The organism is Chryseobacterium sp. T20, assembly GCF_047345655.1.
GTDB lineage: Bacteria > Bacteroidota > Bacteroidia > Flavobacteriales > Weeksellaceae > Chryseobacterium.
The window spans coordinates 127,666-151,912 of record NZ_JBLFDU010000011.1 but is presented as its reverse complement, the minus strand read 5'-3'; the positions used below and the strand labels follow the sequence as shown (position 1 = coordinate 151,912).

Sequence of the window (24,247 nt, the reverse complement as noted above, 5' to 3'; positions counted from 1 at the left end):
TTATTTTTGATGTAATAGATAAGTAACGGCAATTGTCTTACTTATAAGAAACAAAACTCATGACCCAAGAAACTTTCAAGAATACGGTGTTTATTCTCAAAGACGAGATGTATCGTTTTGCGAAGCGGTTTGTCATGAGCAGTGATGAAGCAGAAGATGTTGTACAGGATCTCATGATGAAGTTTTGGCAGAAGAGGGATGAGCTTGAGCAATTCGGGAATTTTAAATCCTATGCGCTGAAGTCTGTCCGGAACGAATGCCTGAACCGCCTGAAGCATCACGACGTAAAGATCGGCTTTGCGGATATGCAGCTTCATCGCTCGGAGCTTTACAGTATGGAAGTTGATAACCTTAAGGAACATATTGTAGGATTTATCAATCAGCTCCCTGAAAAACAAAAGATGGTCATCCACTTGAAAGATGTAGAAGAGTATGATGTTTCCGAAATTTCTGAAATGCTGGAAATGGAGGAAAATGCAGTAAGGGTAAACCTGATGCGTGCGAGACAAAAAGTAAAAGAACAAATCTCACAACTGATGAGCTATGAAAAAAGATCAATTACAAGATAAATACAACGAAGTCTTCCGGGATATTAAGGAAGAAAAAATGGACTGGAGTTTTGAAGACTTTCTTCAGACTGCAGAAGGTGCGGAACCTGAAAAGGATATGGCACCTATCATCCCACTGGGCGAAAAAAAGAAACCTTCTTTTCCCAAATGGTTCTGGATGGCCGCCAGTGTAATGCTGGTTTTTGGTATCGGCTTATTTATCAATTATAATAATTCCAGGACAGCAGATGCCCAGGACAGAGAAAAACTGGTAAAAGACGAGATCTTAAAACAGAAATCCGGGTTCATTGAGGAAAACAGCGATCATCAGGAACAGGTTGCAGTGAATCATACAGACTCTATTTCCGGAGTGAAAAAAGATTCTGTATTTCAGGACAATCAGGTAGCAGAAAAAGATGTAATGGACGAAATTCTGCCAAAAAGAGGAAGACTTAAAAAAGAAAGAAAACCTAGATATGTTGATAATTCTTCCTTCCCAAATAAAAATTTAAATGATTCTGCAACAGCTTACAATGACTCTTATGTTATTGTAAACGGAAAAAGAATTAGTAGTGAAAAAGAAGCCCTGGATGTTACACGATACTCCTTTATGAAATTAGGAAACGAGTTTAAAAAAACAGTAGCATCTTCCCAAAAAAATGAAAATCTTGACAGCGAATACTAAAAATCAGATCAATCTCATGAAAAAAATATTTTTTATAATAGCCATGATGCTAAGCAGCTTTGCAACTTATTCTGCACAGACTGAGAAATTAGACAAGCTTTTTCAGGATTTTGAAAAAAATGGAAGAGTAACTTCTATCAATATCAAAAAACCGATGTTCAAGCTATTGAATACCATTGATGTTAATGATGCCTATATTGGAAAGATAAAACCTATTCTGAACGAAGTAGAGGGGTTGAAAATTCTGATCATTCCCAAAATAACATTCCCGGACCGTTTGAAAGATGAAAATCTTGCGAATATAAGAATGAACGAAGAGAAGACAGATCGGGTAAACAAAGCTTTACGGTCTCTGAATTTCAATGAACTGATGTCCATGAGCAGCGACGGTACTTCCATGAAGTTTCTTGCCGAAGAAGAAAAAGATAATTATCTTGAAAACCTAGTGTTCAATGTAGATTCCAAAGAAGAGAATATCATTTTTATTCTTAATGGAAAAATGAAGCTGTCAGATGTAAACAAGATTATTAATTCCGGCGAAACTATTACTTCTTCTGTGACAAGTACCATGAAAAGCAGCCTTACTTCGGAGAATACATCTTCTTACCTGAATGGAGATAGCAGAAATGTAGGTGAGTTTTCAAAAATAGATGCCAGCGTGGGAGTAAATGTTACCTTCAAGCAGGAAAATAACAGAAGTGTAAAAGTGATTGCTGATGCAGATAAACTTCAATATGTCATCACTAAAGTGGAAAACGGAGTGCTGAAAATATATGTGGATAATAAAGGCGTTCGAAATCTGAGATTTAAAAACCTTAATGTTAATGTTTCTGCTCCTAATCTTCACGGTATAAAAACTTCATCGGGAAGTATTTTTACAGCTGTGGATCCTGTTAATGGGAATAGCATGGAGATTGATGCGGAATCAGGTTCTATTATTAAGGGAGCTTTCAATGTAAGACAAGCTGCCGCTGTTGCCGTGAGCTCTGGTGCTGTTTTGAATGCTGAACTTATCACTGAGAAACTGGCTTTGGATACCTCAAGCGGAGCAAGTGTAAATTTATCCGGAGAAGCTGTTTCCGCAGTAATAGAAACGAGCAGTGGAGCTTCGTGCAAAGCCGATGACCTTAAGATTACCACGGCAGTAGTAGAATCTACTTCAGGAGCAAGTCTTTCCTTACTTGTTACAGATAAATTAAAAGTAAGTGTTTCTTCAGGAGCTGATGTGAAACTGAAAGGAAATCCCGAACTGGATGCCAAAGTAGACAAGATTTCAGGAGGAAGCCTCAGACAAGTCAAATAAAAAAAACTAACCTATGAAGACTCTTAAAAACATTTTTCTCATGATTCTGACAATAGGGCTGATGCAGTCGTGTATTGTTTCAGAAAAGCCGAATATAGATTTTTTTCAGAATTCAAAATATGATTTCAAGGGGGCGCAGTTTGCAAGTATTAATGTGCCTATGGTTTTAGCTAAATCTTATATTAAGAAAGCTCTGAGAGAAGAAGGAGAAAGTGAAGAGACCATAGAGCTGGTTAAGAAAGCCTCTAAAATAAAAGTTCTTACTGTAACCAATGGGAGTAAGGAAATGCTAAATGACTATGCCCAGTTTTTGAATAACAATCATTATGAAGAATGGGCCAGCATAAAACATGATGGAGAGGATGTTAACATTAGAGTAAAACAGGATGGTGAGATGATTAAAAATATGCTGATCACTGTAGGTTCCAGTAAGAATGAAATGGTTTTCGTAGATGTGAAAGGAAACTTTACGGCTCATGATATTTCAAGAATGATAAATTCTGTTTCTGATAAGTAATCACATCACCTCAAGCATTCAAACTGGATGAAAATGGAAACCTCGTGAAACAGACCTTCAATGTTCATATTTAATATATAAATAAAGTAGTTTCATACTTATTCAATTATTTTGTACCGTAACCGTTCTGATAAAAGAACGGTTTTTTGATTTAAGTTATTGATTATTAATTTTTATTTAAACTATCAAAAAGGATTTTCATATCTCACTAAAATAACCTAATTTTGCAAAGAAAGTAAAGATGTCTATTCATAACAAAATTGTAGAGACAGCCATCACTTTCGATGACGTTCTTCTAGTCCCTTCTTATTCAGAAGTTTTACCTAACCAGGTTTCATTAAAATCAAGACTTACCGACAAAATCACGCTGAATGTTCCGATAGTTTCCGCTGCGATGGACACTGTTACTGAAGCTGATCTGGCAATTGCTTTAGCAAGAGTTGGAGGGTTAGGATTTATCCACAAAAACATGACAATCGCTGAGCAGGCTGCTCAGGTAAACCGTGTAAAACGTTCCGAAAACGGAATGATCTCTGATCCGGTTACTTTATCTAAAGATCATACTTTAGGTGAAGCTAAAAATCTTATGTCAAGATATAAGATTTCCGGTCTTCCGGTAGTAGATCCCGATAATGTCCTGATCGGAATTATTACCAACAGAGATGTAAAATATCAGGAAAATCTTGATATGAAAGTAGAAGAGATCATGACTAAAGAAAATCTGATCACTTCAGACAAAGATACCAATCTTGAAAAGGCTAAAGAAATCCTTCTTAAGAACAGAGTTGAAAAACTTCCTATCGTAGATAAAGATAACAAACTTGTAGGCTTAATTACCATCAAGGATATCGATAATCAGCTGGAGTACCCTAACGCTAATAAAGATGAAAATGGTCGTCTTATCGTAGGAGCAGGAGTAGGAGTAGGAGAAGATACATTAACGAGAATTGAGGCTTTAGTACAGGCAGGAGTTGATATCGTAGCGATCGATTCTGCACATGGTCATTCTAAAGGAGTTTTAGATAAAATTTCAGAAATCAGAAAAGCATATCCTAACCTTGATATTGTGGGAGGGAATATTGTAACAGCAGATGCCGCAAAAGATCTTATTGCAGCAGGAGCAAACGTATTGAAAGTAGGAGTAGGTCCGGGATCTATCTGTACAACCAGAGTAGTTGCCGGAGTAGGAGTTCCTCAGCTGTCTGCTATCTATAACGTTTATGAATATGCTAAATCTCAAAATGTAGCGGTAATTGGCGACGGAGGGATCAAACTTTCCGGAGATATTGTAAAAGCTATCGCGAGTGGTGCAGGTGCTGTAATGTTAGGTTCACTTTTAGCAGGTACAGATGAGGCTCCGGGAGAAGAAATTATCTTCCAGGGAAGAAAATTCAAATCTTACCAGGGAATGGGAAGCCTTTCAGCAATGAAGAGAGGTGGTAAAGAAAGATATTTCCAAAGTGAAGCTAAAAAATTCGTTCCGGAAGGAATTGAAGGAAGAGTGCCGCATAAAGGAAAGCTGGAAGATGTTATTTTCCAATTGACAGGAGGTTTAAGAGCCGGAATGGGATACTGTGGTGCAAAAGATATTGAAACCCTTCAAAGAGACTCAAAATTGGTTATGATTACCGGAAGCGGATTGAAAGAATCTCACCCGCATGATGTAATTATTACACAGGAAGCGCCGAATTATTCTTTATAAAATTATAATTGAATTTAAATATGAAAAACCGTACAATTTGTGCGGTTTTTTTATTTTCTGATTTTGTTTTAATGATTTGGCTGATAGGGTGTTAATTTTAAATTGTTTGTTTTTTAAATTGTCAATTTGTTTTTATTTTTCTGTGTTTTTTAATTATAATATAAATAAAATTAGCTCTGTTGGGTTTTGTGTTAATTTTATTTTTTGATTTAAATGTAACAATAGTTAAGTTTTTTCTACTAACTGTAATAAAATTTTAAATTTATTGCTTGTTTTAGTTGTGAATATCACGAGTAAGGATGTAAAGGCAGTAAATTTGCAAATTGTTTAATTTTTTAAATTAGTGAAATGAAGAAAACTATCCTTTGTGGGGCTTTGTTACTATCCCTTTCAGTATCTGCACAGCAAAAAAAAGATTGGTGTGACTTTGATAATGAACAGAGAGTACACCAAAAACAGAATGCGGAAATTGATGAAATGATTCGCAATATCCGTAACAAAATTATTAGCGGTAATCAAAATACTACTGCTAAAAATGGAAGTGCATACAAAATTGTAAATGGAGTTTACGAAATTCCTGTAGTAGTACACGTAATAGCACCTACCGGTGCTGCTATTGGTACAGCTTACAATAAGAGTGATGCACAAATTCAGGCTTGGTTGGATCATTGTAATCAAATGTATGCAGGGACTTATCAATGGGCTCAGGGAATTCCTGCAGATTTTGGTAACGCAGCTACAATGCCAATTAAATTGGTATTGGCTAAAAGAGATCCTAGCTGTAATGCTACTACGGGGATTATTCGATATAACGGAGGAGCTCTTACCGGATATGATACTTATGGAGTAAAGCGTAACGGAGCTAATGGAGTTACAACAGCACAGGTAAAAACTATTGCTCCTCACTGGCCGGAAGCATCTTACTTCAATATTTATATTATGAATAAAGTAGATGGCGGTGGTACTTATGGTATCATGGGATGGGCAGGATTACCTCAAAATCCTGATTCTTCTTATGAATCCTTTATGAAATCTTTTGTAGTTACACTACAGGATGATATTACCTTGGCGCACGAATTTGGACACAGTATGGGATTACTTCATACTTTTGGAAATGTAGACCCTAATGCACCACAAGGAGATACAACTACTAATTTCTGCCCACCAACTACTGGTAACTGTGCTACAGATGATGATCAGGTATGTGACACAGAAAGATCAAGAAGTTTGCTAAATGATCCTGCACCAACCAACAATGATATGAATTATTGTTCAGGGGTGAACTATCAGGGAGTACAGTACAATATGATGAACTATACAAATCCATCAGCATTTAAATTTACTAATGGACAACATGATAGAGCAGCTCTTTATTTCTTCTTGATGAAAGGAGGGCTAAGTACTTCATTAGGAGCAACAGCTCCTTCTGCAGGAGCAGCTATTGGAGCTCCTATTGCGGCTGCATGTAATCCAACAGGTATTACTACACCAAGTAATTATTTCGTAGGCCCTACTTTAGTGAAACTAGGAAATATCAATAATGCATCAACAGGATATTGGCAGAGTGCTGCTAATTTCTATGAAGATTATACAGGAGCAAGCTGCTTAAGAGCAACATCAACTGAGCTTTCTGCAACGGGAACTCATAATCTTCAGGTGAATGTATCAGATTCAAATAACGATGTAAGAGTATGGATCGATTATAATAATAACGGAACGTTTGAAGCTTCTGAACTTGTAGGCTCGGCTGATAATATTATTGCAGATCCTGTTACTTTAGTAGGTACTTACAGTACTACCATTACAGCTCCGGCTTCAGTAGTATTGAATACTCCACTAAGAATGAGAGTCCTTGTAGATGATGAGAATTCTAACATGACTCCTTGTGGACAATTAAAGTACGGACAGGTTGAAGATTATACTGTAAAATTTGTTACCAACTTAGGAACAAGTGAAGTGAAAGCCGATAATGGTGACTTAACTGTTTATCCTAACCCAGTAGCAACCGGAGATAAAATCTTCATTAAAGCTAAAAATGGTAAGAATCTGAAAGTTTCTATTTCTGATATGTCAGGAAGATTGGTATCAAGCCCATCTGTATCTGAAGAAGGAAATGGTGTTTTCAAAGTAGACCAGCAATTAGAAAAAGGAGTTTATATGATTCAGGTTTCTAATGGAAAAGACAGTAAGTCTTCTAAGTTGATCATCAAATAAATTGAATATCATCTAAATAAATACAAATGTCCTCATTTACATGGGGACATTTTTATTTTACGTCAAAATTGGATTCAAAAAAAGCCTCCGAAAATTTCGAAAGCTTTAATCATTTATTTTTTCACGAATTTAAATTGATGCGTCTGAAAATTTCTGGTATTTATTTTCAGTACATATCCTCCGGGAACAAGTTGTGAAACATCAATCTTAGAATCAAACATTTCTGACTTTACAAGACGTCCGTCAATAGTATAAATCTGGATTGATGTTCCGTTGTCGATACCTTTAATACTGATGAGTTCAGTCGCAGGATTAGGGAAAATCTGAATTTTATTTTTCGTAAGCTCCGAAGTTCCTAACGTTGTGGTTTGTACATCACCGGTCATGGTAGAATTTGCTGCAGTAAGATTTCCACCGCACTGTCCATTTGTAATTGCTGTATTCTCTACCCAGGTTCCAACAATATTACCTGGAGGGATAGGGAGAGCATTATTTCCTGTTGAATTATAATAAATCAGGGAAGGAGTGGTAAAGGTTCCGTTTCCTTCATCTCCAAGAAATTCCCATCTTGTAAGAGCATTGTTCCATTGAATTTTAAATTCACAGGTCCCTAGTCCACTACAATCCTGTCCACCATCAATAGGAGTGGTCATATAGATGTTCTTACTAAAGGCATCTACACCTGTTTTGTTAAAAACAAAAGTATTAGGAGGACTATCAAACAGATTAGGGCATCCGCTAAAAGTTATTGTCTGCGTGAAAGCTGAGCTTCCCATAGCAAGACATAATAAGTAAAGAATTTTCATAATTATTAGTTTTGTGATGGAAAGACTCCCGCTAATGCAATGATGCATTTCAGGGTAATAAACGGAGGTCTGTTTTCGTGTGGCTGACTTCCGCCGGTGTTGTTTACCATTGTACTCTTCATAGTAGTATTTGCTGGTGCATCAGAATACTCTTTATCAAGAATTTTGGTGTCTGCCGGAAGGCTGTTGGTAGGAGAATTTTGATTCCCCTCAGTAGTTACAGCATTTACCGTGTGGTTATGGGCAGGCATTTGTGTTATCAATAGTGTTACACTTTCAGTTCCTCCGGTTTCTCCCATGGTATACGTAGTAGGACCTCCCGGAGCCTGTCCGTTATGAACAAGTACTCTCCCTCTCATGTCTGGTAAAGCAAATGTGGTGGTCCCATTTCCTCCATAAGTGGTTCCTAACAATGAAAAAAGTGCTTGATTTTGAGCGATAGGCAGAAGCTGCCCATTACATTCTGCCCAGTATTTTGGAGCAAAATTATAAGGTACAAAGGCTATTTGCCCTAAAAATGGTTCTGATGCCTGTGCTTTTAGAGCAGGAGCAAATGCACTGCCTATTAGCAGTGTACAAGCAAAAATTAAGTTTTTCATGATAGCAAGAATTTTAAGTAATATAAAATTAAAAAATATTTTACATAAAACACTTAATTAAAAGAAAAACCTTTCGTTATAAAACGAAAGGTTAGATTTTATTTATTGAAAAATAATTTATTATAGATTTTTTCTCTAATGTTTAAGGTTGGATGATGGAGTAAATTATCATTTTAATTTTTCAGATTATCCTTAAAATCATCAATTCTGAAATCAGTCAGAGCATTGCCTTTTTCAATTTTCTCTTTGGAATACAACCTGAAATCATTTTCTGTTTTTTCTAAAAGATAATCATAGGGTCCTACGTGAGAGATTAACTTTACCAGAACCGGAGAAATCTCAAGACAGATAAACAATCCCATGATAAAAGCAGCTGCAAGTCCAATGATCGCAGAATTTTTACCAAGCTCATCCAATGCCTGAAGTCTTGCTGCAAAACCATTGAATTTATCTTCAAAAGTTTCTGTAGATTTTCTTTCTGTTTCCAGATTAGTGTATACCTTGGATATTTCTTTATCCAGATATTCAAGTCTGGGAGCTGCCTGCTTCTGATAGTTTTCAAGATCCAATCGGCGTTGCTCCTTCAATTGTTGCTTACGTTTGGCATTTGGCCCATAACCTTCTTTTCCACTGGTTAATCCCGATTGCTTTCCCAGGATTTCTTTTTCAAGCTCTACAGAAGCAGAGTCATAGGATTGCTGGTACTGAGCAATTTTTCCTGAAATTTGCTGCTTTTCTGTTTCAAAAGGACCGCTTTGTTGAAGGATCCTGCCATTCATTTCACCTTGAAGCTGCTTTTTATTTCTTTGAATAATGGTATTCAGCTGTTTATTCACCTCCTTTTCAAAAATTTTAAGTTCTAAAGGTTTAGAGATGATAATTCCCAGAAAAGTCGCAAGGATAAGGCGAGGAATAGCCATCAGAATCTGATTCCACCATGTTCCTGTTTTTTTGATGGAAGAAACAATATAACGGTCAAGATTGAAAATCATTAATCCCCACAGAATTCCAAATCCTACAGAGGCCCAAATATTATCGAAGACTGTATACATGGCATAGCCTGCAGACAAAGTGGCGAATACTGCAGTGAAAAGGACAATACCTCCAATGCCGGAAAACTTATTCCATTCACTCGGAGTCTTTCTTAAAATATGGATGTTCCCGCCAGAACATACCATCAGAAACTTTTGGAACCAGTTTATTTTATGAGTCCCTTGATTTATAGTTTGTTGGTTTGTTTTCATAACTGAAAATTTATACAAAGGTAGTACTAAAAATCATACCAATGTAAAAGATAGTATTATGTTTTACCAAGTAATTATGCATATTTGCTTAAAATGTTGTTTTTAAGAAGGTTAAAATTTATTTTTTTGAAAACTTACAAAGGGAATGCAAAAATTATTTCAATCTATCCGGATTCTGCTTTAAAAAACTTTCCCATCCAGAATACGATTTAGTATCAGCTATAGCTCCTGAATTAAAATGATGACATACTGCAACAGCAAGACCATCGGAAGCGTCTAAATATTTTGTAGGGAATTCCTTTAATTTAAGAAGGTTTTGAAGCATACCTGCTACCTGTTCCTTACTGGCGTTACCATTTCCGGTGATAGCCATTTTGATTTTTTTCGGAGAATATTCCGTAATAGGGATGTTTCTGTAAAGACTGGCAGCCATGGCAACGCCCTGAGCACGTCCAAGCTTCAGCATACTCTGTACGTTTTTTCCATAGAAAGGAGCTTCAAGAGCGACTTCATCAGGATGAAACTCGTCAATAAGAGACAAGGTTCTTTCAAAAATATACTTAAGTTTAGTTTCGTGATTGGGATATTTTTTTAAGATCAGTTCATGAATAGAGACCATCTCCATTTTTCCTTTTTTTACGGAGATGATACCAAATCCCATTACCGTTGTCCCCGGGTCAATTCCTAAAATTATTTTCTCTGAAATCATTGCTTCAAAGATAGGGCTTTCTATGTTTTGAGTATAAAAAAGTATTGATAATGATTTTCATTTTTATTTAAAACTTTAGTACCTTTAAACAAAAATGATTATGAAAAATGTATTTAATGCACTTATTGTTCCTGCTTTCCTGTTATGCAGCTTCCAGAAGGAAAGTAGTTTAATTCAAAGTAAGGATTCGGAAATCGTCACAACAAAGAGCGAGCGAATTATTTATCTGTTTTTCAAGGCGGATAAAGATCATTCAGGAAATGCAAAAATTACGCTTCAGAGTACTAAAATTGCAGACGGTAGACTAAAACATATACCTTCTTTTGAAAGAGATGACATTCGTAAGGGTGATCTTGTGGTTACATTAACAGGGTCTGATGGAAAAGAAGTAGGTAAACAGCTTGTGAAAGATCCTTTTAATCCTGAATTGGAGGTATATGAAAAAGAAGGAATTTCCAGACATAAAGCTTCCCTTCAAAATACGGAATTCAGTACACGGTTTTCTTATTCTGAAAATGTACAGTCAGTAAAGATTGAAAAAGCAACTGATGATGGAGTACAGATATTATTCACACAAAAATTATAATGATGAAAAAAACTTTATTATCCCTTTTAATCGGGAGCAGTTGTTTTGCACAGACATTCGAGACTGTTCCACTTTTACAGAATGGAGACAACAGTAAACGTGTAGTGATTGCCATTTTAGGAGACGGATTTACTTCCGCACAGCAAACTGCTTTTACAACATCGGCTCTGAATACAGTCAATTATCTTTTTACCAAAAGTCCCTATACGGAATATAAAAATTACTTTAATGCCTATGCCGTAAAAGTAATTTCTGCCGAATCCGGAGTAAAGCATCCGGGAACAGCAACAGACGTTACCGAGCCCGTAATTCCTGTAACCAACCCCAATAACTATCTTGGATCTACTTTTGATGTAGGAGTTCACCGTTGTATCTACAGTAATACAAGCAATAAAGTAGGACAGGTTCTGGCGGCCAATATTCCAGACTATGATATTACTTATGTGCTGGGTAATTCTACAGAATATGGTGGTTGTGGAGGAACTTATGCTTTTGCTTCGTTAAATACTTCTGCAAATGAAGTTGTAGTACACGAGATGGGACATTCTTTTGGAAAATTAGCTGATGAATACTGGTTTGCTGGGTCACTGGAATCTCCGAATAAAACTCAGAACTCTAATCCGGCAACGATAAAATGGAAAAACTGGGTGGGATTGAATGGAGTAGGGGTGTATGCCCATGCTGAGAGCCCAACCTGGTTCAGACCGCATCAGAGTTGTGAAATGAGATATCTTAATCAACAGTTCTGCTCCGTATGTAAAGAGGCAATTATTGAAAGAATTCATAGTCTGGTTTCTCCTGTAGATTCCTATACTCCGGCAAATAATACAACGGTGGATGCTACATCCAATGTTACTTTCACGGCCAATGAAATCCTTCCCATCCCGAATACGCTGGTTAATTCCTGGAGTTTAAACGGAACGACTCTTGGAGAAACAGGAAGTAGCATTACTATCACTCCGGGACAACTTAACAATGGAAATAATACCCTGACACTTTCGGTAGTGGATAACAATCCGCTTTTGAAAGTGGACAATCATAGTACACTCCATGTCACCAATGTTTCCTGGACTTTGAGCAAAACTACGCTTAAAATTTCAGAGGTAAAAGCTGAAGAAAGACGGTTTAGTATTTATCCGAACCCAACAGATGGAGAATTTTTCATTAAAGGCAAACAAGCCTTTTCAAAAGAGGTAAGAGTAGAAGTTTATGATGCTTCAGGAAAGCTTATTCCATCCAGATTTGAATTGAATGATTCTGCTATAAAGGTTGATATTAAAAACTATCCGGCAGGTACTTATCTGTTGAATGTAAAAGAAAATAAAAACCTGATTATTTCTCAGAAAATTATCAAAGAATAAATGAAACGAAACCGGCTCCAGCAGCCGGTTTTATTTTTCCAGTTTTTTCTCTGCTACAGGTACCCATTGTCCATCATGACGGAGAAGGAGAATTTTATCAACTATGAATTTAGTTTTATATTCCATGGTTTCATATTTTTCCCAGGCTTTAAGATAATTTTCCCAGGTCAGATCTCTGAATCCCACTGTCATATGCGGGTGAAAAGAATATTGAGCAAAATTAAAATGCTGCTTTACCCTATGATAAAGCTCTGTTAATTGAATATTTTCTTTTGGCTGAATATAGAGTACAGGATTTTTAGGATTGGGAAAGCTTCCAAAGCCATCCACCTCTACTTCAAAAGGTGTGATTTCTGTATTGATCTTCTGAAAAGCAATGTGAATATCGTTCTCAAGTTCAATTTCTCTTGAGAAGGGAGGAAAGAGGGTAATATGTGCTTCATTTTTCAAAGCCTTGGAATTGGCATAATTGGTTGCCAGATCTTCTTTAAACGCTTTTACTTCTTCAATAATTTCCTGAGGAGGATAGATGGCTATGAAGTACATTTTTTTCATATGACAAATTAAAAGTTTTTAAATTAAATTTTAATACATAAGAAAATTATGCATAAGTTTGCAATGTATATAAATCATTCTATGAAAAAGAATAGTCTCTATAAGGGTACTTTGCAGAATATTATTTTGAAGCTCCTTTCGAAAGAAGTGAAGATGTATGGTTATCAGATTACCCAAAGAGCTAAAGAACTTACTCTGGGTGAACTTGAAATGACGGAAGGTGCGCTCTACCCATTGCTGCATAAATTAGAAAGCGATGGCATGATCACTTCCGAAATTCAGAAGATTAATGGGAGAGACAGGAAGTATTACCTGTTGACCGAGAAAGGGAAAAAACAACAGGCAGAACAGGAAACTGAGATGAAAAGTTATTTACTCAACCTACAGACAATATTCAATATATGATGACCGAAGCACAGGAAAATAGAATTACAGATTATCTGGTAGCCCAAGAGTTGTCTCTGGATATTCTGGTAGAAATCAGAGATCATATGATCAGTCAGATTTTGGATATTCAGAGCCATGAGAATATCAATTTTGAGGAAGCTTTCTCAAAAGTAAAAGAATCCTGGAAAGGAGAGTTTACAATGGTTAATTACCTGCTGTTTTATCCCACTAAAATTCCTTTGATTGCCAAAAGAATTATTCAGGAGAAATACAGTGGTCTTTTCAAAAAATCCTTAATGGTAGCCGTTCTTGCATTTGTAATTAATCTATTATTGATTTTTATGGCAGGAAATCAGGAGGAATATAAACTATTTTTCAGACTTCTTAATGGCTCATTTGTAGTGACAACACTATTGATATGGATTTTTAATTATAAAATCTGGAAGTATATAAAAGCAGACTTTAAATACAAAGGAAAATGTCTTTATACCATGTATCAGCAGAATCTTGGATTAATGGTTGTATGTGCCACTTCTATGACACAGGTAGCATTGAAGAGCGGAGATTATGCTTACCAGTTTTTCGGACAACAAAATTATACGGATGTTGTTGGGGTATTGATGACTTTAATAATTCCTTTTGTATTGCAAACTGCACTTACTTTTGCTGTACTTAATTTCATTGAACATAAAAAGAACCTGGTAAAAATGCTGGAATTTCTAAAACCTGCATAGAAGCCTACCGTTAAAACTACTGTTTTACCCTGAGCTGTGTAAGCGTATTCTCAAGATGATCAGTGATCTTTTTCACTTCAATATGAGGTCTGAAGATCACTCCTTTTCCTCTTTCTTCATCCGCAATATTAGACAGAATAATGACAGACGTTTTGGTGTCCGGATAATAGATGTTTAAGGAAGGAGAACCTTTTATATAACCGCTGTGGAAATAAGAATTGGGTTGACCGATATTAAGCATAATTCCATAAGCGTAACCCATTTTTCCCAAAATAGCATGGTGTCTTTCTGAACTTTTTGCCATGAAGAGTTTAAGGGTTTCCGGTTTTAAAATTTTTCCGCCATAGAGAGCATTATTCCATGAATGAAGATCCTGAATCGTAGATAATATTCCACCAGCGGGTGTACCGATTTCTGATCCACCTAATCTTTTCGGCATATTGGGAACTTCTGAGTATTTGGCAGGTGTCCCGACATACGCACTGGCACAATTATTCCCTTTGAAAATATTTCCTGTTGAAGAATGGGTCATTCCTGCTTTTTTGAACAGTTCTAATACATTCTCATCATATGATTTCCCAGTGACTTTTTCCACAATCTTTCCAAGAGTATTGAATCCGTCGTTGGAATAGAAAAAGTCTGAACCACTTTTAAACATCAGTTTTCCGCCCATCAGATTCAATCCTGAAGTATGGTTTAACAGCTGATGAATTGTGATGTTTTCATATTCTTTGATCTGAAACTCTTTCAGGTATTTTGAGGCTTTATCTGTCACATTCAGTTTTCCCTGTTCCATCTGGAGCAGGATCAAAACAGCAGTGAACTGTTTGCTCACAGATCCGATTGCAAAAATAGTATTGCTGTCAATTTTAGTTTTTCTTTTAAAATCTGAATAACCGTTTTCCCTTCTGTAAAGTGGGATAGAATCTTTAAAAACAGCAATACTTCCATTGAAATGGTACTTCTTGAAAGTAGAATCAATCTGTTGTTCTAAAAGTGTCTTCTCAAAAGCAGCGATGGTAGAATCAATAATTGCTTTTTTATCAACATACGTCATTTTTGGTGCTTCAGTAGTACTACATGAAAGCAAAGCACAGAAAAGGGAAAGGAATACTAAATTTTTGATCACAGGTGTTGTATTTTTTAATGATGATTGATATTCTTAAAGATACTAAAATATCCTAAAGAGCAGTAAGGGAAGCAAATTGCGTGCTAGGATGAGGTTTCGGAGCAATTTAATACTGATTTAATCAATCTTTGTGGAATATTTCAGTCTTATGAATGAAATAACTCCTGGAATAAATAGTACATTGAAAAAGCCTGTGGAAGGAAATTCACAGGCTTATTTTAATACCAGGTCGCTGAACCAGAAAACATATTCTCCATCTTCTTCGTCAGGAGATGTTTTGGGTTTAGGATACGTTTTCTTTACTGTTTCTCCAATTTTAAACTGAACCGGATTTTTGAAAATAGGCCCATCAAAAGTAAAAGTATGAAACTCTCCGTTTTCTCCGCATGGATCTACATTTTCAGGAAGATTGTCAATGAATTGCTGATCAATAATTCGTCCTGCAAAACTTTGATCAAGGTAAGCACCGTTCACACAGGTTACAATAGTTTTAAAGCCAAGACTTAAAAATTCATGGATGAGGTTGGAGGTATTTTGCTTCCAAAGAGGAAATACGGCTTTCATACCAATAGCGTTTAATTGGTCTTCTCTGTATTTTCTCAGATCTTCCAGAAAGATATCTCCAAAAATTGAATGCGTAATGCCCTGAGCCTTAATTTCAGTCATTGTTGTACTCATGATTTGCTGATATTCTTCCATAGAGGGTTCTTTGGGAAGCTTCATTTTAATTAGCTGAATACCAATGCTTTTCGCTTGTTTTTCTAAAAGCGACACATGAACTCCATGCATAGAGATCCTTTGAAATTCCTGATTGATACTGGTAAGCAGAGTACTGACCTCGTACTGGCCTTCCTGGAGTATTTTATAAAGAGCGAGGGAAGAATCCTTTCCGCTGCTCCAGTTGAATAAAGCTTTTGGTTTCATTGTAAAATAAAAATCTCCCAAAAGTAGGGAGATTTTCTTATTTTGAAACGGGTTTTCCGTAATTGTTTTGGGAGCTTGTAACATCAACTCTATCTTTTTCTGCCTGGTTTCTTTTTTGTAATTCTTCAGCATTTCTAACCATATCGCTTTTGTGAGCATTTTCCACAGGAGTAGTTTTACAAGAACTTAATACCACAAAAAGACCAAACACCGAAATAATTTTAATACATGTTTTCATTCGAATTTTTTGATGACAAATATATAGGGTCAGGTTAGTTTGTTTTTAATTTTTAACAAACATTATAATCGAAACCGGTAAAAAAAAATAGATTTTTGTGACATTAAAAATAAAAACCTCAAAGGAATCCTTTGAGGTTTTTTATAAAAAATGTTTGCTGTATAAGCTTACATATTTCTTCTGTACTTACCGCCCACTTCAAATAAAGCATTGGTGATTTGTCCTAAAGAACAGTATTTCACAGCATCCATCATCACTTCAAATAAGTTTTGCTGGTTGATAGCTGCATGTTGAAGTTGTTTCAAGGCTTCTTCAGATCTGCTGTCATTCGCTTGCTGGAAATTGTGAAGAGATTCAATCTGCGCTTGTTTCTCCTCTTCTGTAGAACGGATAACTTCTCCTGGTAAAACGGTTGGCGAACCATCTTTTCCTAAGAAAGTATTTACCCCGATGATTGGATATTCACCAGTATGCTTCAACCATTCGTAATGCATAGACTCTTCCTGGATTTTTGAACGCTGATACATCGTTTCCATCGCTCCAAGAACACCACCTCTTTCTGTGATTCTGTCGAATTCAGTATATACAGCTTCTTCTACAAGATCCGTTAATTCTTCAATGATGAATGATCCCTGAAGCGGATTTTCGTTTTTAGCCAATCCTAATTCTTTGTTGATGATCAACTGAATCGCCATTGCTCTTCTTACTGATTGCTCAGTAGGCGTTGTAATGGCTTCGTCATAGGCATTCGTGTGAAGTGAATTACAGTTATCATAGATCGCGTAAAGCGCCTGAAGAGTTGTTCTGATATCATTGAAATCAATTTCCTGAGCGTGAAGAGAACGACCTGATGTCTGAATGTGGTACTTCAACATCTGGCTTCTTTCGTCTGCTCCGTATTTTAATTTCATGGCTTTTGCCCAGATTCTTCTTGCTACACGTCCGATTACTGAATATTCAGGGTCAATACCGTTAGAGAAGAAGAAAGATAAGTTCGGTGCAAAATCATTGATATCCATTCCACGGCTTAAGTAATATTCCACATAAGTGAATCCGTTAGCCAGTGTGAATGCCAATTGGGAAACCGGATTTGCTCCTGCTTCAGCAATATGGTATCCTGAAATGGAGACAGAGTAGAAGTTTCTTACTTTTTCTCTGATGAAATATTCCTGAACGTCACCCATTAATCTCAATGCAAATTCTGTAGAGAAGATACAAGTATTCTGAGCCTGGTCTTCTTTTAAAATATCAGCCTGAACAGTACCACGAACCGTAGCAATTGTTTTAGCCTTAATTTCTGCATATACATCAGCAGGGATTACTTCGTCACCTGTTAATCCTAAGAGCTGTAGTCCTAAACCGTTATTGGATGGAGGAAGTTCACCGTTGTATTTCGGTCTTTCTAAGCCTTTATCATCAAATTTTTCTTTCAGTTTAGCTTCTACTTTAGACTCTAAACCATTTTCTTTAATATATTTTTCAACATTCTGGTCGATGGCAGCATTCATAAAGAAAGCCAGTAGCATCGGTGCAGGGCCGTTGATTGTCATTGAAACCGAAGTTAATGCATTCACCAGATCAAATCCGGAGTACAATTTTTTAGCATCATCCAGTGTTGCGATAGAAACCCCGGCATTTCCAATTTTACCATAAATATCTGGTGGTAAAGCAGGATCCTGACCGTATAACGTTACAGAGTCAAATGCTGTAGATAAACGTTTTGCAGGCATTTCTGCAGAAACATAATGGAATCTTCTGTTGGTTCTTTCAGGACCTCCTTCTCCTGCAAACATCCTTGTTGGATCTTCACCGGTTCTTTTGAACGGATAAATACCAGCAGTATAAGGGAAGCTTCCCGGTAGATTTTCCTGACCTTTCCATTTGATCAGATCACCCCAGTCATTGTATTTTGGTAATGCAATTTTTGGAATTCTCAAATGAGATAAAGATTCTGTGGACGTTTCCACTTTAATCTCTTTTCCTCTTACGTAATAAGAATAAAACTCAGCATGGAAAGCTTTTTTCGTATCGTCCCATGTTTTTAAGAAGTCGATATTATCCTGTTGAAGTTCTTTCTCTGCTTTTTGATATTCAGTCTCTAAAACTTCATTGGAAATGATATTTTTTACGCCTTCAATATGATACATTGTTCTGGCCAGTTCGGCCTGCTTTTCAATATTGATGTCGTATTGTTTGTTGTTTTCAACAATTTCAGAAAGATAACGGACTCTTTTTGGAGGAATAATTGTTACTTCTTCAGTAACTTCCTGTTCTACAAAAGTTTTTAGATTTAAATCAGCGAATTTATCGTTTACTTTTGAAACTAATCTGTTGTATAATTCTGTAGTTCCGTGATCATTAAACTGAGAGGCCTTGGTTGCATACACCGGCATATCATCTAATGGGCTCTCCCATAGAAGGTGGTTTCTCTGGAACTGTTTTCTTACCGCCTGAAGCGCATCCAATGCACCACGTTTGTCAGATTTATTCAATGCTACAAGATCTGCATAGTCTAACATGTCGATTTTTTCCAACTGTGTAGAAGCTCCATATTCAGGAGTCATTACATACATGGAAACATCTGCAAAATCAGAAACTTCTGAACCAGACTGCCCGATCCCTGACGTTTCAAGGATAATAACATCCGGATGAGCCAGTTTCAATACATTAAGTGCAGAGTGAATGAAAGGAGAAACGGAAACGTTGTTTTCTCTTGTTGCCATTGAACGCATATAAACTCTTGGATCATTGATCGCATTCATACGGATTCTGTCTCCCAATAAAGCACCTCCGGTTTTCTTTTTCGAAGGGTCGATGGAAATAATGGCAATTTTTTTATCTGTATTGGAACGTAAGAAACGTCTTACCAATTCGTCTGTTAAAGAAGATTTACCAGCTCCTCCAGTACCTGTGATACCAATAATAGGAATGGTTAAATCTTTAGATTTTTCATCAATAGCTTGTACAAGTTCAGGCTTTTCTTCGGAGAAGTTTTCAACAGCTGAGATAATTTGTGCAATGCTTGAAGGGTTTTCAAAACTGATATCGTCAAGATCTTTTGCGGTAACATCTTTTCCAGTTGCAAAATCTGATCTGTGTACCAGATCATCAATCATTCCCTGAAGACCAAGCTCACGACCGTCATCCGGAGAATAAATTCTGTCGATTCCATAAGACATCAAATCTTTGATTTCTTCCGGAAGAATTACACCGCCACCGCCGCCAAAGATCTTGATCTGAGGTGAATTTTTTTCTCTCAAAAGGTCATAGATATATTTGAAATATTCATTGTGACCACCCTGATATGAAGTTAATGCAATAGCATTGGCATCTTCCTGGATTGCTGTATTTACAACTTCTTCTGCTGATTTATCGTGTCCTAAGTGGATCACTTCGCATCCTGTGCCCTGGATGACACGACGCATAATATTGATTGCAGCATCATGCCCATCAAATAATGAGGCAGCAGTTACAATTCTTACCTTGTTGGTTGGAGTATATTTTTGGGTTTCCATAAAAATTCTAGAAAGTTTCTAAGTTTCCAAATATAATAATAAAAAAAGAACATAGTGTTTGATTTTATATTTTTGACTTTCAGTTTGTTACTTTGTGTTATTTAATTATATCTCCCCAATTTTGTGTTTAAATGTTTGAAAGTTGAATGGTTCGGTAACTACAGAATTAAAATGAGTTATGACGATTTCATTTTCAAAAGGGGCTTCTTCAGATTCTCAAATTAATTTCTCTATTTTTGCACCATATTTTACAGACATGCAAAAAGCGTTGATATATTTCGCATTGGGAACTGCAGTAAGTTTCCTGATTAATTATTTCTTTTTAAGTTCAGAGAATATCGGGTTAGAGTTCTATTACGCTATTGCTTTTGGTGCAGCGTGGGGGATTGCTTATTATCTAGATACTCCGGATATTACATTGGTAAAGAAACTGGGACTGTCTTTTGTAGTAATGGCTATTCTGGTTGTTGTAGGAACTCTCATTTTTAAACTTGAGCTGGCTATTCCATCCATTCTGAAGTTTTCCATGGTGTTTGTCGCCTATTATGTCATAGCGAGCTTTAGGGCAACTAAATCATTAAGAAAATAAATAAAAAAGAGGCTTTCACATTGGAAAGCCTCTTTTTTTTATTAATGGATCATCATGAAACTTATCAGAGCGAGGCCCAGGAGTAAAAACATGAATGCTATAAAATTAATGGAGAATAATACCATTCCGACAATAATGCTTACCAAACCATGGGCACGATAAACCCGTCTGTGGGCAATAAAGAAATATGCCATAGTATATAATAACAGGAATGATATTGTTAAATATAAAATGGTATTAATAGGCCAGAAGTCTATAAGACCTGTCAATTTGGAAAGTAAAAATATGAATAAGATGGTGAGTAGTAAAAACGAAAAATAATGCAGCGTAAAGATTCCGTGATCAAAATACCACCACTTTTTCTTACTATGGAAAACCCATAAAAAGAATGCGAAAAGAGGAAGGTAGATGAAAAGAGCTTTTGGAAGATTATGAAAAGACTTTTCTACCATACCGGCAATAATCTCCTTTTTCTTAACCCCTTTTTCTTTAAGTTCAAAGAATTTGTGAACAATGGGGGCCTCAATAAAACTGAGAGATGACGGGTTTTTGGCTTTAGCAGAATCATAAGCCTTTCTGGTTTTATATTCTCCAAAGCTAACGTCCGGATCTATTTTTTTGTCCATGTTCATCATGTCTCCTATCTCAGAAGAATCAGGGATTGCTTTTAGCTCTTCGATAGTAAGAGAATCCTTTTCAGTCAGATGCTTTTTTGCTTTTATACTGTCTATCAGCTTCTGTTTCCCGACTGGGTTCATGATTTTTAAAAGACTCGTCTTATTGTGCTCTTGCGTCTTTCCTTCTTTTGGAGAACCTATATTAACCATAGGAAACAGGGCAAATACAAAGAATGTAATAAAACTGACGAAAATATAAAGCTTTACGGGAGGCACGAACTTCTGTCTCTTCCCTTCGAGATAAGTGTTTGTCAGTTTACCGGGTTTAAATAACAGATTTTTTACTGTTCCCCAGAACTGACCGTCATAATGAGTGAAATCTTCAATGAAATGGGTAAAAAGAAAATAGAAGGGTTGTCGTCTTTCAATATTTTCCTGCCCGCAGTGGGGGCAAAACCTTTCTTCAACCTGGTGTCCGCAGTTTAAACAGGTTTTATCTTCTCGTACTTTTCCGTGGCTCATGATTATGGAGTATGGTTGCCACAAATATAATTATTTCAATGAAATTATATATATACTAGTATATTTTACGTGAATCGTTAAAGTAAATTTAATAAAAGAAAGAGTTGAGGGAATAAACTCTTTGCTGTTTCATTGGTGTTTTTAGAATCTTCGAAGTGTTTTTTTCATCGGCTCATTAGTTCGCAAGATCTGTGCCAAAATTATAAATAGTGTTAAAATCTATTGATAGAGGGGTGTAGAATGAAGATTATATAGATTAAATAAAATATGTTTTTGGGTTACGAAAATAATTTGTACCTTTGCACACCCTTTTAGGGGTAAATTATGTTTAATCTTTAACTAAAACGTGTGAATACATTAAGTTACAAAACTGTTTCAGCGAACAAAGCTACTGCTAATAAAGAATGGGTTGTGGTAGACGCTGAAGGACAGCCGTTAGGTAGATTAGCTTCTACGGTTGCAAAGATTTTGAGAGGTAAGCACAAAACGAACTACACACCTCACGTAGATTGTGGTGATAACGTAATCGTTTTGAATGCTGGGAAAATTACACTTTCCGGAAACAAGTGGGCTGATAAGACTTATATCTGGCATACAGGATACCCTGGTGGACAGAAGTCTATGACTGCGGCTGAACTTCAAAAGAAAGATTCTTTAAAGGTATTAGAGAAATCTGTAAAAGGTATGTTACCTAAAAACAGATTAGGAGCTGCTATCCTTAAGAACCTTTATTTATATGAAGGAACTGAGCACAAACATGAAGCTCAACAGCCAAAAACAATTAATGTTAACGAATTTAAATAATTAATTATGTCTATAGTTCACAAAATCGGAAGAAGAAAAACTTCTGTAGCTAGAGTTTATGTAAAACCAGGTTCTGGTGTTATTACAGTAAACGGTAAAGATGCTAAAGAATATTTCTCTACAGACGTGATGGTTTACAAATTAAACCAACCGTTTATCCTTTCTGAGACTGTTGGTCAGTATGACGTTACCGTAAACGTATTCGGTGGTGGAAATACAGGTCAGGCAGAGGCTATCAGATTAGGTATTTCTAGAGCTTTATGCGAAATCAACGCTGAGTTCAGATTAGCATTGAAGCCAGCTGGTTTACTTACAAGAGACGCAAGAATGGTGGAAAGAAAGAAGCCAGGTCAGAAAAAAGCAAGAAAGAGATTCCAATTCTCAAAACGTTAAGATTTCTCGTTGGCAGATGGCTTATAGCTATTGGCTACAGGAATGTATTAAATTTTTTTTAAACTTAATCTCGGCGAAAAGCCCATTGCCAAAAGCAAAAAGCAAACCGCCAATTGCCCGTTACGTTTAGCATCCAAACGCTTCTCCCATCTAAAGAAGTTGTTGATTGTTTAAAAGACGGAAAGTAAACTAACAAAAACAGAAAACATGGCAAAAGCAAATGTAAAAGACCTTTTAGAGGCTGGCGTACACTTCGGTCACATGACTAGAAAGTGGAATCCAAATATGGCTCCATACATTTTTATGGAGAAAAACGGTATTCACATTGTAGACTTACATAAAACAGCAGTTAAATTGGATGAAGCGTGCAGCGCTTTAGAAAAATTAACTTCTGCAGGTAAAAAAGTTCTTTTCGTAGCTACTAAGAAGCAAGCGAAAGAAGTAGTTGCAAAACACGCTTCTGAACTTAATATGCCTTATATTACAGAAAGATGGCCAGGTGGTATGTTAACGAACTTCGTTACTATCAGAAAGGCTGTAAAGAAGATGAACTCTATCGACAAAATGAAAAAAGACGGTACGTTCGAAACTTTATCTAAAAAAGAAAGATTACAAGTTGACAGACAAAGAGCTAACCTAGAGAAGAACTTAGGTTCTATCGCTGACATGGTGAGACTTCCATCTGCTGTATTTGTAGTTGATATCTTAAGAGAACACATCGCGGTAACTGAAGCTAAGAAACTAGGTATTCCAGTTTTCGGTATAGTTGATACAAACTCTGACCCTAGAAAAGTTGACTTCGTTATCCCAGGAAACGATGATGCTTCTAAGTCTATTGATATGATCCTTAGCGTAGTTTCTGAATCTATCAAAGAAGGTCAGTCTCAAAGAAAAGCTGATAAAGAAAAATCTAAAGAAGAAGGAGAAAAAGTATCTGCTGATACAGATGCTGATTTCGATGCAGAATAATTAAAGATTTTCTTTAATATAGGAAAAACGCTGGATTTCGGTCCAGCGTTTTTTATTGTTTATACCAGGAATTATTTCTTAGGACATACCATCAACTCCGGTAGATCAGGGTCGGTACTAGGAATAATTACTCCAATTCTGCATACTCCGTTGCAGCACATTTCTCCCAGTTCCATACTACAGCCGTCCATACAGCTTCTGTATCCTCCTTTGATTGTTCTTAGCTCAGTTCTTGAGACTTTTTTTAAATTTTTCATGGTTTTAGTTTTAATTTTTTTCCTACTCTATATGCTTTTCGGATACCGCAATTATATTTCTAAATATATGGAAATATTTTTTATGTATTTGATTTTCAAAATATTATTTTGATTGGATGCCGATTTTCACTTTTAATAAAAGGAATTTAGCTCAGCATTATTTCAAGAACAATGAAATATGAGGACTGGCTTATGGATATTTGTTGATGCTGATCATTCTATTAAGCGTTTTCAGGCAGTATAAAGTCTTTCATATACTTTTTCCTATAGCGAGTTATTTTGAGAGCTTTAAAAGCAATATGGTCTTGCGGTCAATAGCTATTGATTATAATAAAGATGA

At 36.2% G+C, this 24,247-nt stretch carries 25 protein-coding genes; 14 read left to right on the top strand and 11 right to left on the bottom strand.

From position 1 onward, the window contains the following. The first annotated feature begins 59 nt into the window (after positions 1-59). From ACMA47_RS20655 to ACMA47_RS20630, 6 genes are all read left to right on the top strand, one after another. The gene (locus ACMA47_RS20655) at positions 60-569 is read left to right on the top strand and encodes an RNA polymerase sigma factor (protein WP_002976192.1); all 510 of its coding nucleotides are present in this window, start codon (positions 60-62) and stop codon (positions 567-569) included. Continuing rightward, the gene (locus ACMA47_RS20650; protein ID WP_413931289.1) at positions 544-1,233 is read left to right on the top strand and encodes a hypothetical protein; all 690 of its coding nucleotides are present in this window, start codon (positions 544-546) and stop codon (positions 1,231-1,233) included. Before ACMA47_RS20655 ends, ACMA47_RS20650 begins: the two co-directional genes overlap by 26 nt. A gap of 16 nt (positions 1,234-1,249) precedes the next feature. Beyond that, positions 1,250-2,536: a DUF4252 domain-containing protein gene (locus ACMA47_RS20645; RefSeq protein ID WP_413931288.1), complete on the top strand. Its 1,287-nt coding sequence runs from the start codon at positions 1,250-1,252 to the stop codon at positions 2,534-2,536. A 13-nt stretch (positions 2,537-2,549) separates the two neighbouring features. Beyond that, complete coding sequence (locus tag ACMA47_RS20640; RefSeq protein WP_413931287.1) at positions 2,550-3,053, top strand: DUF4252 domain-containing protein; 504 nt, start codon at positions 2,550-2,552, stop codon at positions 3,051-3,053. A gap of 241 nt (positions 3,054-3,294) precedes the next feature. Further along, positions 3,295-4,755: an IMP dehydrogenase gene (guaB, locus tag ACMA47_RS20635; RefSeq protein WP_413931286.1), complete on the top strand. Its 1,461-nt coding sequence runs from the start codon at positions 3,295-3,297 to the stop codon at positions 4,753-4,755. Between the two features lie 348 nt (positions 4,756-5,103). Further along, positions 5,104-6,969: a GEVED domain-containing protein gene (locus ACMA47_RS20630; protein ID WP_413931285.1), complete on the top strand. Its 1,866-nt coding sequence runs from the start codon at positions 5,104-5,106 to the stop codon at positions 6,967-6,969. A 113-nt stretch (positions 6,970-7,082) separates the two neighbouring features. On the opposite strand, the gene ACMA47_RS20625 is transcribed toward ACMA47_RS20630, so the two are convergent. The 4 genes from ACMA47_RS20625 to ruvC form a co-directional block, all read right to left on the bottom strand. After that, the gene (locus ACMA47_RS20625; RefSeq protein WP_413931284.1) at positions 7,083-7,775 is read right to left on the bottom strand and encodes a T9SS type A sorting domain-containing protein; all 693 of its coding nucleotides are present in this window, start codon (positions 7,773-7,775) and stop codon (positions 7,083-7,085) included. 5 nt (positions 7,776-7,780) lie between these two features. Continuing rightward, positions 7,781-8,374, bottom strand: coding sequence for a phage tail protein (locus tag ACMA47_RS20620; RefSeq protein WP_413931283.1), 594 nt, complete (start codon positions 8,372-8,374; stop codon positions 7,781-7,783). A gap of 173 nt (positions 8,375-8,547) precedes the next feature. Then, positions 8,548-9,618 carry a DUF4407 domain-containing protein gene (locus ACMA47_RS20615; RefSeq protein ID WP_413931282.1) on the bottom strand — a complete coding sequence of 357 codons (1,071 nt, stop codon included), beginning with the start codon at positions 9,616-9,618 and terminating at the stop codon, positions 8,548-8,550. 154 nt (positions 9,619-9,772) lie between these two features. Next, on the bottom strand, positions 9,773-10,327 hold the full coding sequence (gene ruvC, locus ACMA47_RS20610) for a crossover junction endodeoxyribonuclease RuvC (protein WP_413931281.1): 555 nt from the start codon (positions 10,325-10,327) through the stop codon (positions 9,773-9,775). Between the two features lie 100 nt (positions 10,328-10,427). Here ruvC and ACMA47_RS20605 point away from each other — a divergent pair, with 100 nt between their 5' ends. Both ACMA47_RS20605 and ACMA47_RS20600 read left to right on the top strand, forming a co-directional pair. Next, positions 10,428-10,913, top strand: a complete 486-nt coding sequence (locus ACMA47_RS20605) for a hypothetical protein (RefSeq protein WP_413931280.1) — start codon at positions 10,428-10,430, stop codon at positions 10,911-10,913. Between the two features lie 2 nt (positions 10,914-10,915). After that, entirely contained in the window at positions 10,916-12,274 is a 1,359-nt protein-coding gene (locus ACMA47_RS20600) for a M64 family metallopeptidase (RefSeq protein WP_413931279.1), read from the top strand. A 30-nt stretch (positions 12,275-12,304) separates the two neighbouring features. On the opposite strand, the gene ACMA47_RS20595 is transcribed toward ACMA47_RS20600, so the two are convergent. After that, on the bottom strand, positions 12,305-12,829 hold the full coding sequence (locus ACMA47_RS20595) for a 2'-5' RNA ligase family protein (RefSeq protein ID WP_413931278.1): 525 nt from the start codon (positions 12,827-12,829) through the stop codon (positions 12,305-12,307). Between the two features lie 81 nt (positions 12,830-12,910). On the opposite strand from ACMA47_RS20595, the gene ACMA47_RS20590 reads away from it, so the two are divergent. Then, positions 12,911-13,234, top strand: a complete 324-nt coding sequence (locus ACMA47_RS20590) for a PadR family transcriptional regulator (RefSeq protein ID WP_123279028.1) — start codon at positions 12,911-12,913, stop codon at positions 13,232-13,234. Then, positions 13,231-13,950 (top strand): hypothetical protein, encoded by a 720-nt coding sequence (locus ACMA47_RS20585; RefSeq protein WP_413931277.1) that lies wholly within the window; start codon positions 13,231-13,233, stop codon positions 13,948-13,950. Before ACMA47_RS20590 ends, ACMA47_RS20585 begins: the two co-directional genes overlap by 4 nt. A gap of 16 nt (positions 13,951-13,966) precedes the next feature. On the opposite strand, the gene ACMA47_RS20580 is transcribed toward ACMA47_RS20585, so the two are convergent. From ACMA47_RS20580 to ACMA47_RS20565, 4 genes are all read right to left on the bottom strand, one after another. Then, positions 13,967-15,079, bottom strand: a complete 1,113-nt coding sequence (locus tag ACMA47_RS20580; RefSeq protein ID WP_413931276.1) for a serine hydrolase domain-containing protein — start codon at positions 15,077-15,079, stop codon at positions 13,967-13,969. A gap of 213 nt (positions 15,080-15,292) precedes the next feature. Then, entirely contained in the window at positions 15,293-16,003 is a 711-nt protein-coding gene (locus tag ACMA47_RS20575) for a diphthine--ammonia ligase (protein ID WP_413931275.1), read from the bottom strand. A 37-nt stretch (positions 16,004-16,040) separates the two neighbouring features. Then, entirely contained in the window at positions 16,041-16,241 is a 201-nt protein-coding gene (locus ACMA47_RS20570) for a hypothetical protein (RefSeq protein ID WP_413931274.1), read from the bottom strand. A gap of 167 nt (positions 16,242-16,408) precedes the next feature. Then, positions 16,409-19,756, bottom strand: a complete 3,348-nt coding sequence (locus ACMA47_RS20565) for a methylmalonyl-CoA mutase family protein (RefSeq protein ID WP_034692919.1) — start codon at positions 19,754-19,756, stop codon at positions 16,409-16,411. Positions 19,757-20,012: 256 nt separating this feature from the next. Between ACMA47_RS20565 and ACMA47_RS20560 the strand changes: the two genes are divergently transcribed. Beyond that, positions 20,013-20,345, top strand: a complete 333-nt coding sequence (locus ACMA47_RS20560) for a hypothetical protein (protein WP_034693234.1) — start codon at positions 20,013-20,015, stop codon at positions 20,343-20,345. Positions 20,346-20,386: 41 nt separating this feature from the next. Here ACMA47_RS20560 and ACMA47_RS20555 read toward each other — a convergent pair whose 3' ends face one another. Then, entirely contained in the window at positions 20,387-21,484 is a 1,098-nt protein-coding gene (locus ACMA47_RS20555; protein WP_413931273.1) for a DUF3667 domain-containing protein, read from the bottom strand. A 348-nt stretch (positions 21,485-21,832) separates the two neighbouring features. Here ACMA47_RS20555 and rplM point away from each other — a divergent pair, with 348 nt between their 5' ends. From rplM to rpsB, 3 genes are all read left to right on the top strand, one after another. Continuing rightward, entirely contained in the window at positions 21,833-22,288 is a 456-nt protein-coding gene (gene rplM / locus ACMA47_RS20550; protein WP_002976217.1) for a 50S ribosomal protein L13, read from the top strand. A 6-nt stretch (positions 22,289-22,294) separates the two neighbouring features. Further along, positions 22,295-22,681: a 30S ribosomal protein S9 gene (gene rpsI / locus ACMA47_RS20545; RefSeq protein WP_002976218.1), complete on the top strand. Its 387-nt coding sequence runs from the start codon at positions 22,295-22,297 to the stop codon at positions 22,679-22,681. Positions 22,682-22,888: 207 nt separating this feature from the next. Beyond that, positions 22,889-23,650, top strand: a complete 762-nt coding sequence (rpsB, locus tag ACMA47_RS20540) for a 30S ribosomal protein S2 (protein ID WP_034692922.1) — start codon at positions 22,889-22,891, stop codon at positions 23,648-23,650. Between the two features lie 71 nt (positions 23,651-23,721). Here the strand turns inward: rpsB and ACMA47_RS20535 are convergent, their stop codons facing one another. Continuing rightward, positions 23,722-23,907: a bacteriocin-like protein gene (locus ACMA47_RS20535; protein ID WP_131797547.1), complete on the bottom strand. Its 186-nt coding sequence runs from the start codon at positions 23,905-23,907 to the stop codon at positions 23,722-23,724. Positions 23,908-24,247: the final 340 nt, after the last annotated feature.

Excerpts from the sequence above, each read along its gene's own strand:
- ACMA47_RS20655 (WP_002976192.1), top strand. The coding sequence starts at position 60 with ATGACCCAAGAAACTTTCAAGAATACGGTGTTTATTCTCAAAGACGAG.
- ACMA47_RS20650 (WP_413931289.1), top strand. The coding sequence starts at position 544 with ATGAAAAAAGATCAATTACAAGATAAATACAACGAAGTCTTCCGGGAT.
- ACMA47_RS20645 (WP_413931288.1), top strand. The coding sequence starts at position 1,250 with ATGAAAAAAATATTTTTTATAATAGCCATGATGCTAAGCAGCTTTGCA.
- ACMA47_RS20640 (WP_413931287.1), top strand. The coding sequence starts at position 2,550 with ATGAAGACTCTTAAAAACATTTTTCTCATGATTCTGACAATAGGGCTG.
- guaB (WP_413931286.1), top strand. The coding sequence starts at position 3,295 with ATGTCTATTCATAACAAAATTGTAGAGACAGCCATCACTTTCGATGAC.
- ACMA47_RS20630 (WP_413931285.1), top strand. The coding sequence starts at position 5,104 with ATGAAGAAAACTATCCTTTGTGGGGCTTTGTTACTATCCCTTTCAGTA.
- ACMA47_RS20625 (WP_413931284.1), bottom strand. The coding sequence starts at position 7,775 with ATGAAAATTCTTTACTTATTATGTCTTGCTATGGGAAGCTCAGCTTTC.
- ACMA47_RS20620 (WP_413931283.1), bottom strand. The coding sequence starts at position 8,374 with ATGAAAAACTTAATTTTTGCTTGTACACTGCTAATAGGCAGTGCATTT.
- ACMA47_RS20615 (WP_413931282.1), bottom strand. The coding sequence starts at position 9,618 with ATGAAAACAAACCAACAAACTATAAATCAAGGGACTCATAAAATAAAC.
- ruvC (WP_413931281.1), bottom strand. The coding sequence starts at position 10,327 with ATGATTTCAGAGAAAATAATTTTAGGAATTGACCCGGGGACAACGGTA.
- ACMA47_RS20605 (WP_413931280.1), top strand. The coding sequence starts at position 10,428 with ATGAAAAATGTATTTAATGCACTTATTGTTCCTGCTTTCCTGTTATGC.
- ACMA47_RS20600 (WP_413931279.1), top strand. The coding sequence starts at position 10,916 with ATGAAAAAAACTTTATTATCCCTTTTAATCGGGAGCAGTTGTTTTGCA.
- ACMA47_RS20595 (WP_413931278.1), bottom strand. The coding sequence starts at position 12,829 with ATGAAAAAAATGTACTTCATAGCCATCTATCCTCCTCAGGAAATTATT.
- ACMA47_RS20590 (WP_123279028.1), top strand. The coding sequence starts at position 12,911 with ATGAAAAAGAATAGTCTCTATAAGGGTACTTTGCAGAATATTATTTTG.
- ACMA47_RS20585 (WP_413931277.1), top strand. The coding sequence starts at position 13,231 with ATGATGACCGAAGCACAGGAAAATAGAATTACAGATTATCTGGTAGCC.
- ACMA47_RS20575 (WP_413931275.1), bottom strand. The coding sequence starts at position 16,003 with ATGAAACCAAAAGCTTTATTCAACTGGAGCAGCGGAAAGGATTCTTCC.
- ACMA47_RS20570 (WP_413931274.1), bottom strand. The coding sequence starts at position 16,241 with ATGAAAACATGTATTAAAATTATTTCGGTGTTTGGTCTTTTTGTGGTA.
- ACMA47_RS20565 (WP_034692919.1), bottom strand. The coding sequence starts at position 19,756 with ATGGAAACCCAAAAATATACTCCAACCAACAAGGTAAGAATTGTAACT.
- ACMA47_RS20560 (WP_034693234.1), top strand. The coding sequence starts at position 20,013 with ATGCAAAAAGCGTTGATATATTTCGCATTGGGAACTGCAGTAAGTTTC.
- ACMA47_RS20555 (WP_413931273.1), bottom strand. The coding sequence starts at position 21,484 with ATGAGCCACGGAAAAGTACGAGAAGATAAAACCTGTTTAAACTGCGGA.
- rpsI (WP_002976218.1), top strand. The coding sequence starts at position 22,295 with ATGTCTATAGTTCACAAAATCGGAAGAAGAAAAACTTCTGTAGCTAGA.
- rpsB (WP_034692922.1), top strand. The coding sequence starts at position 22,889 with ATGGCAAAAGCAAATGTAAAAGACCTTTTAGAGGCTGGCGTACACTTC.
- ACMA47_RS20535 (WP_131797547.1), bottom strand. The coding sequence starts at position 23,907 with ATGAAAAATTTAAAAAAAGTCTCAAGAACTGAGCTAAGAACAATCAAA.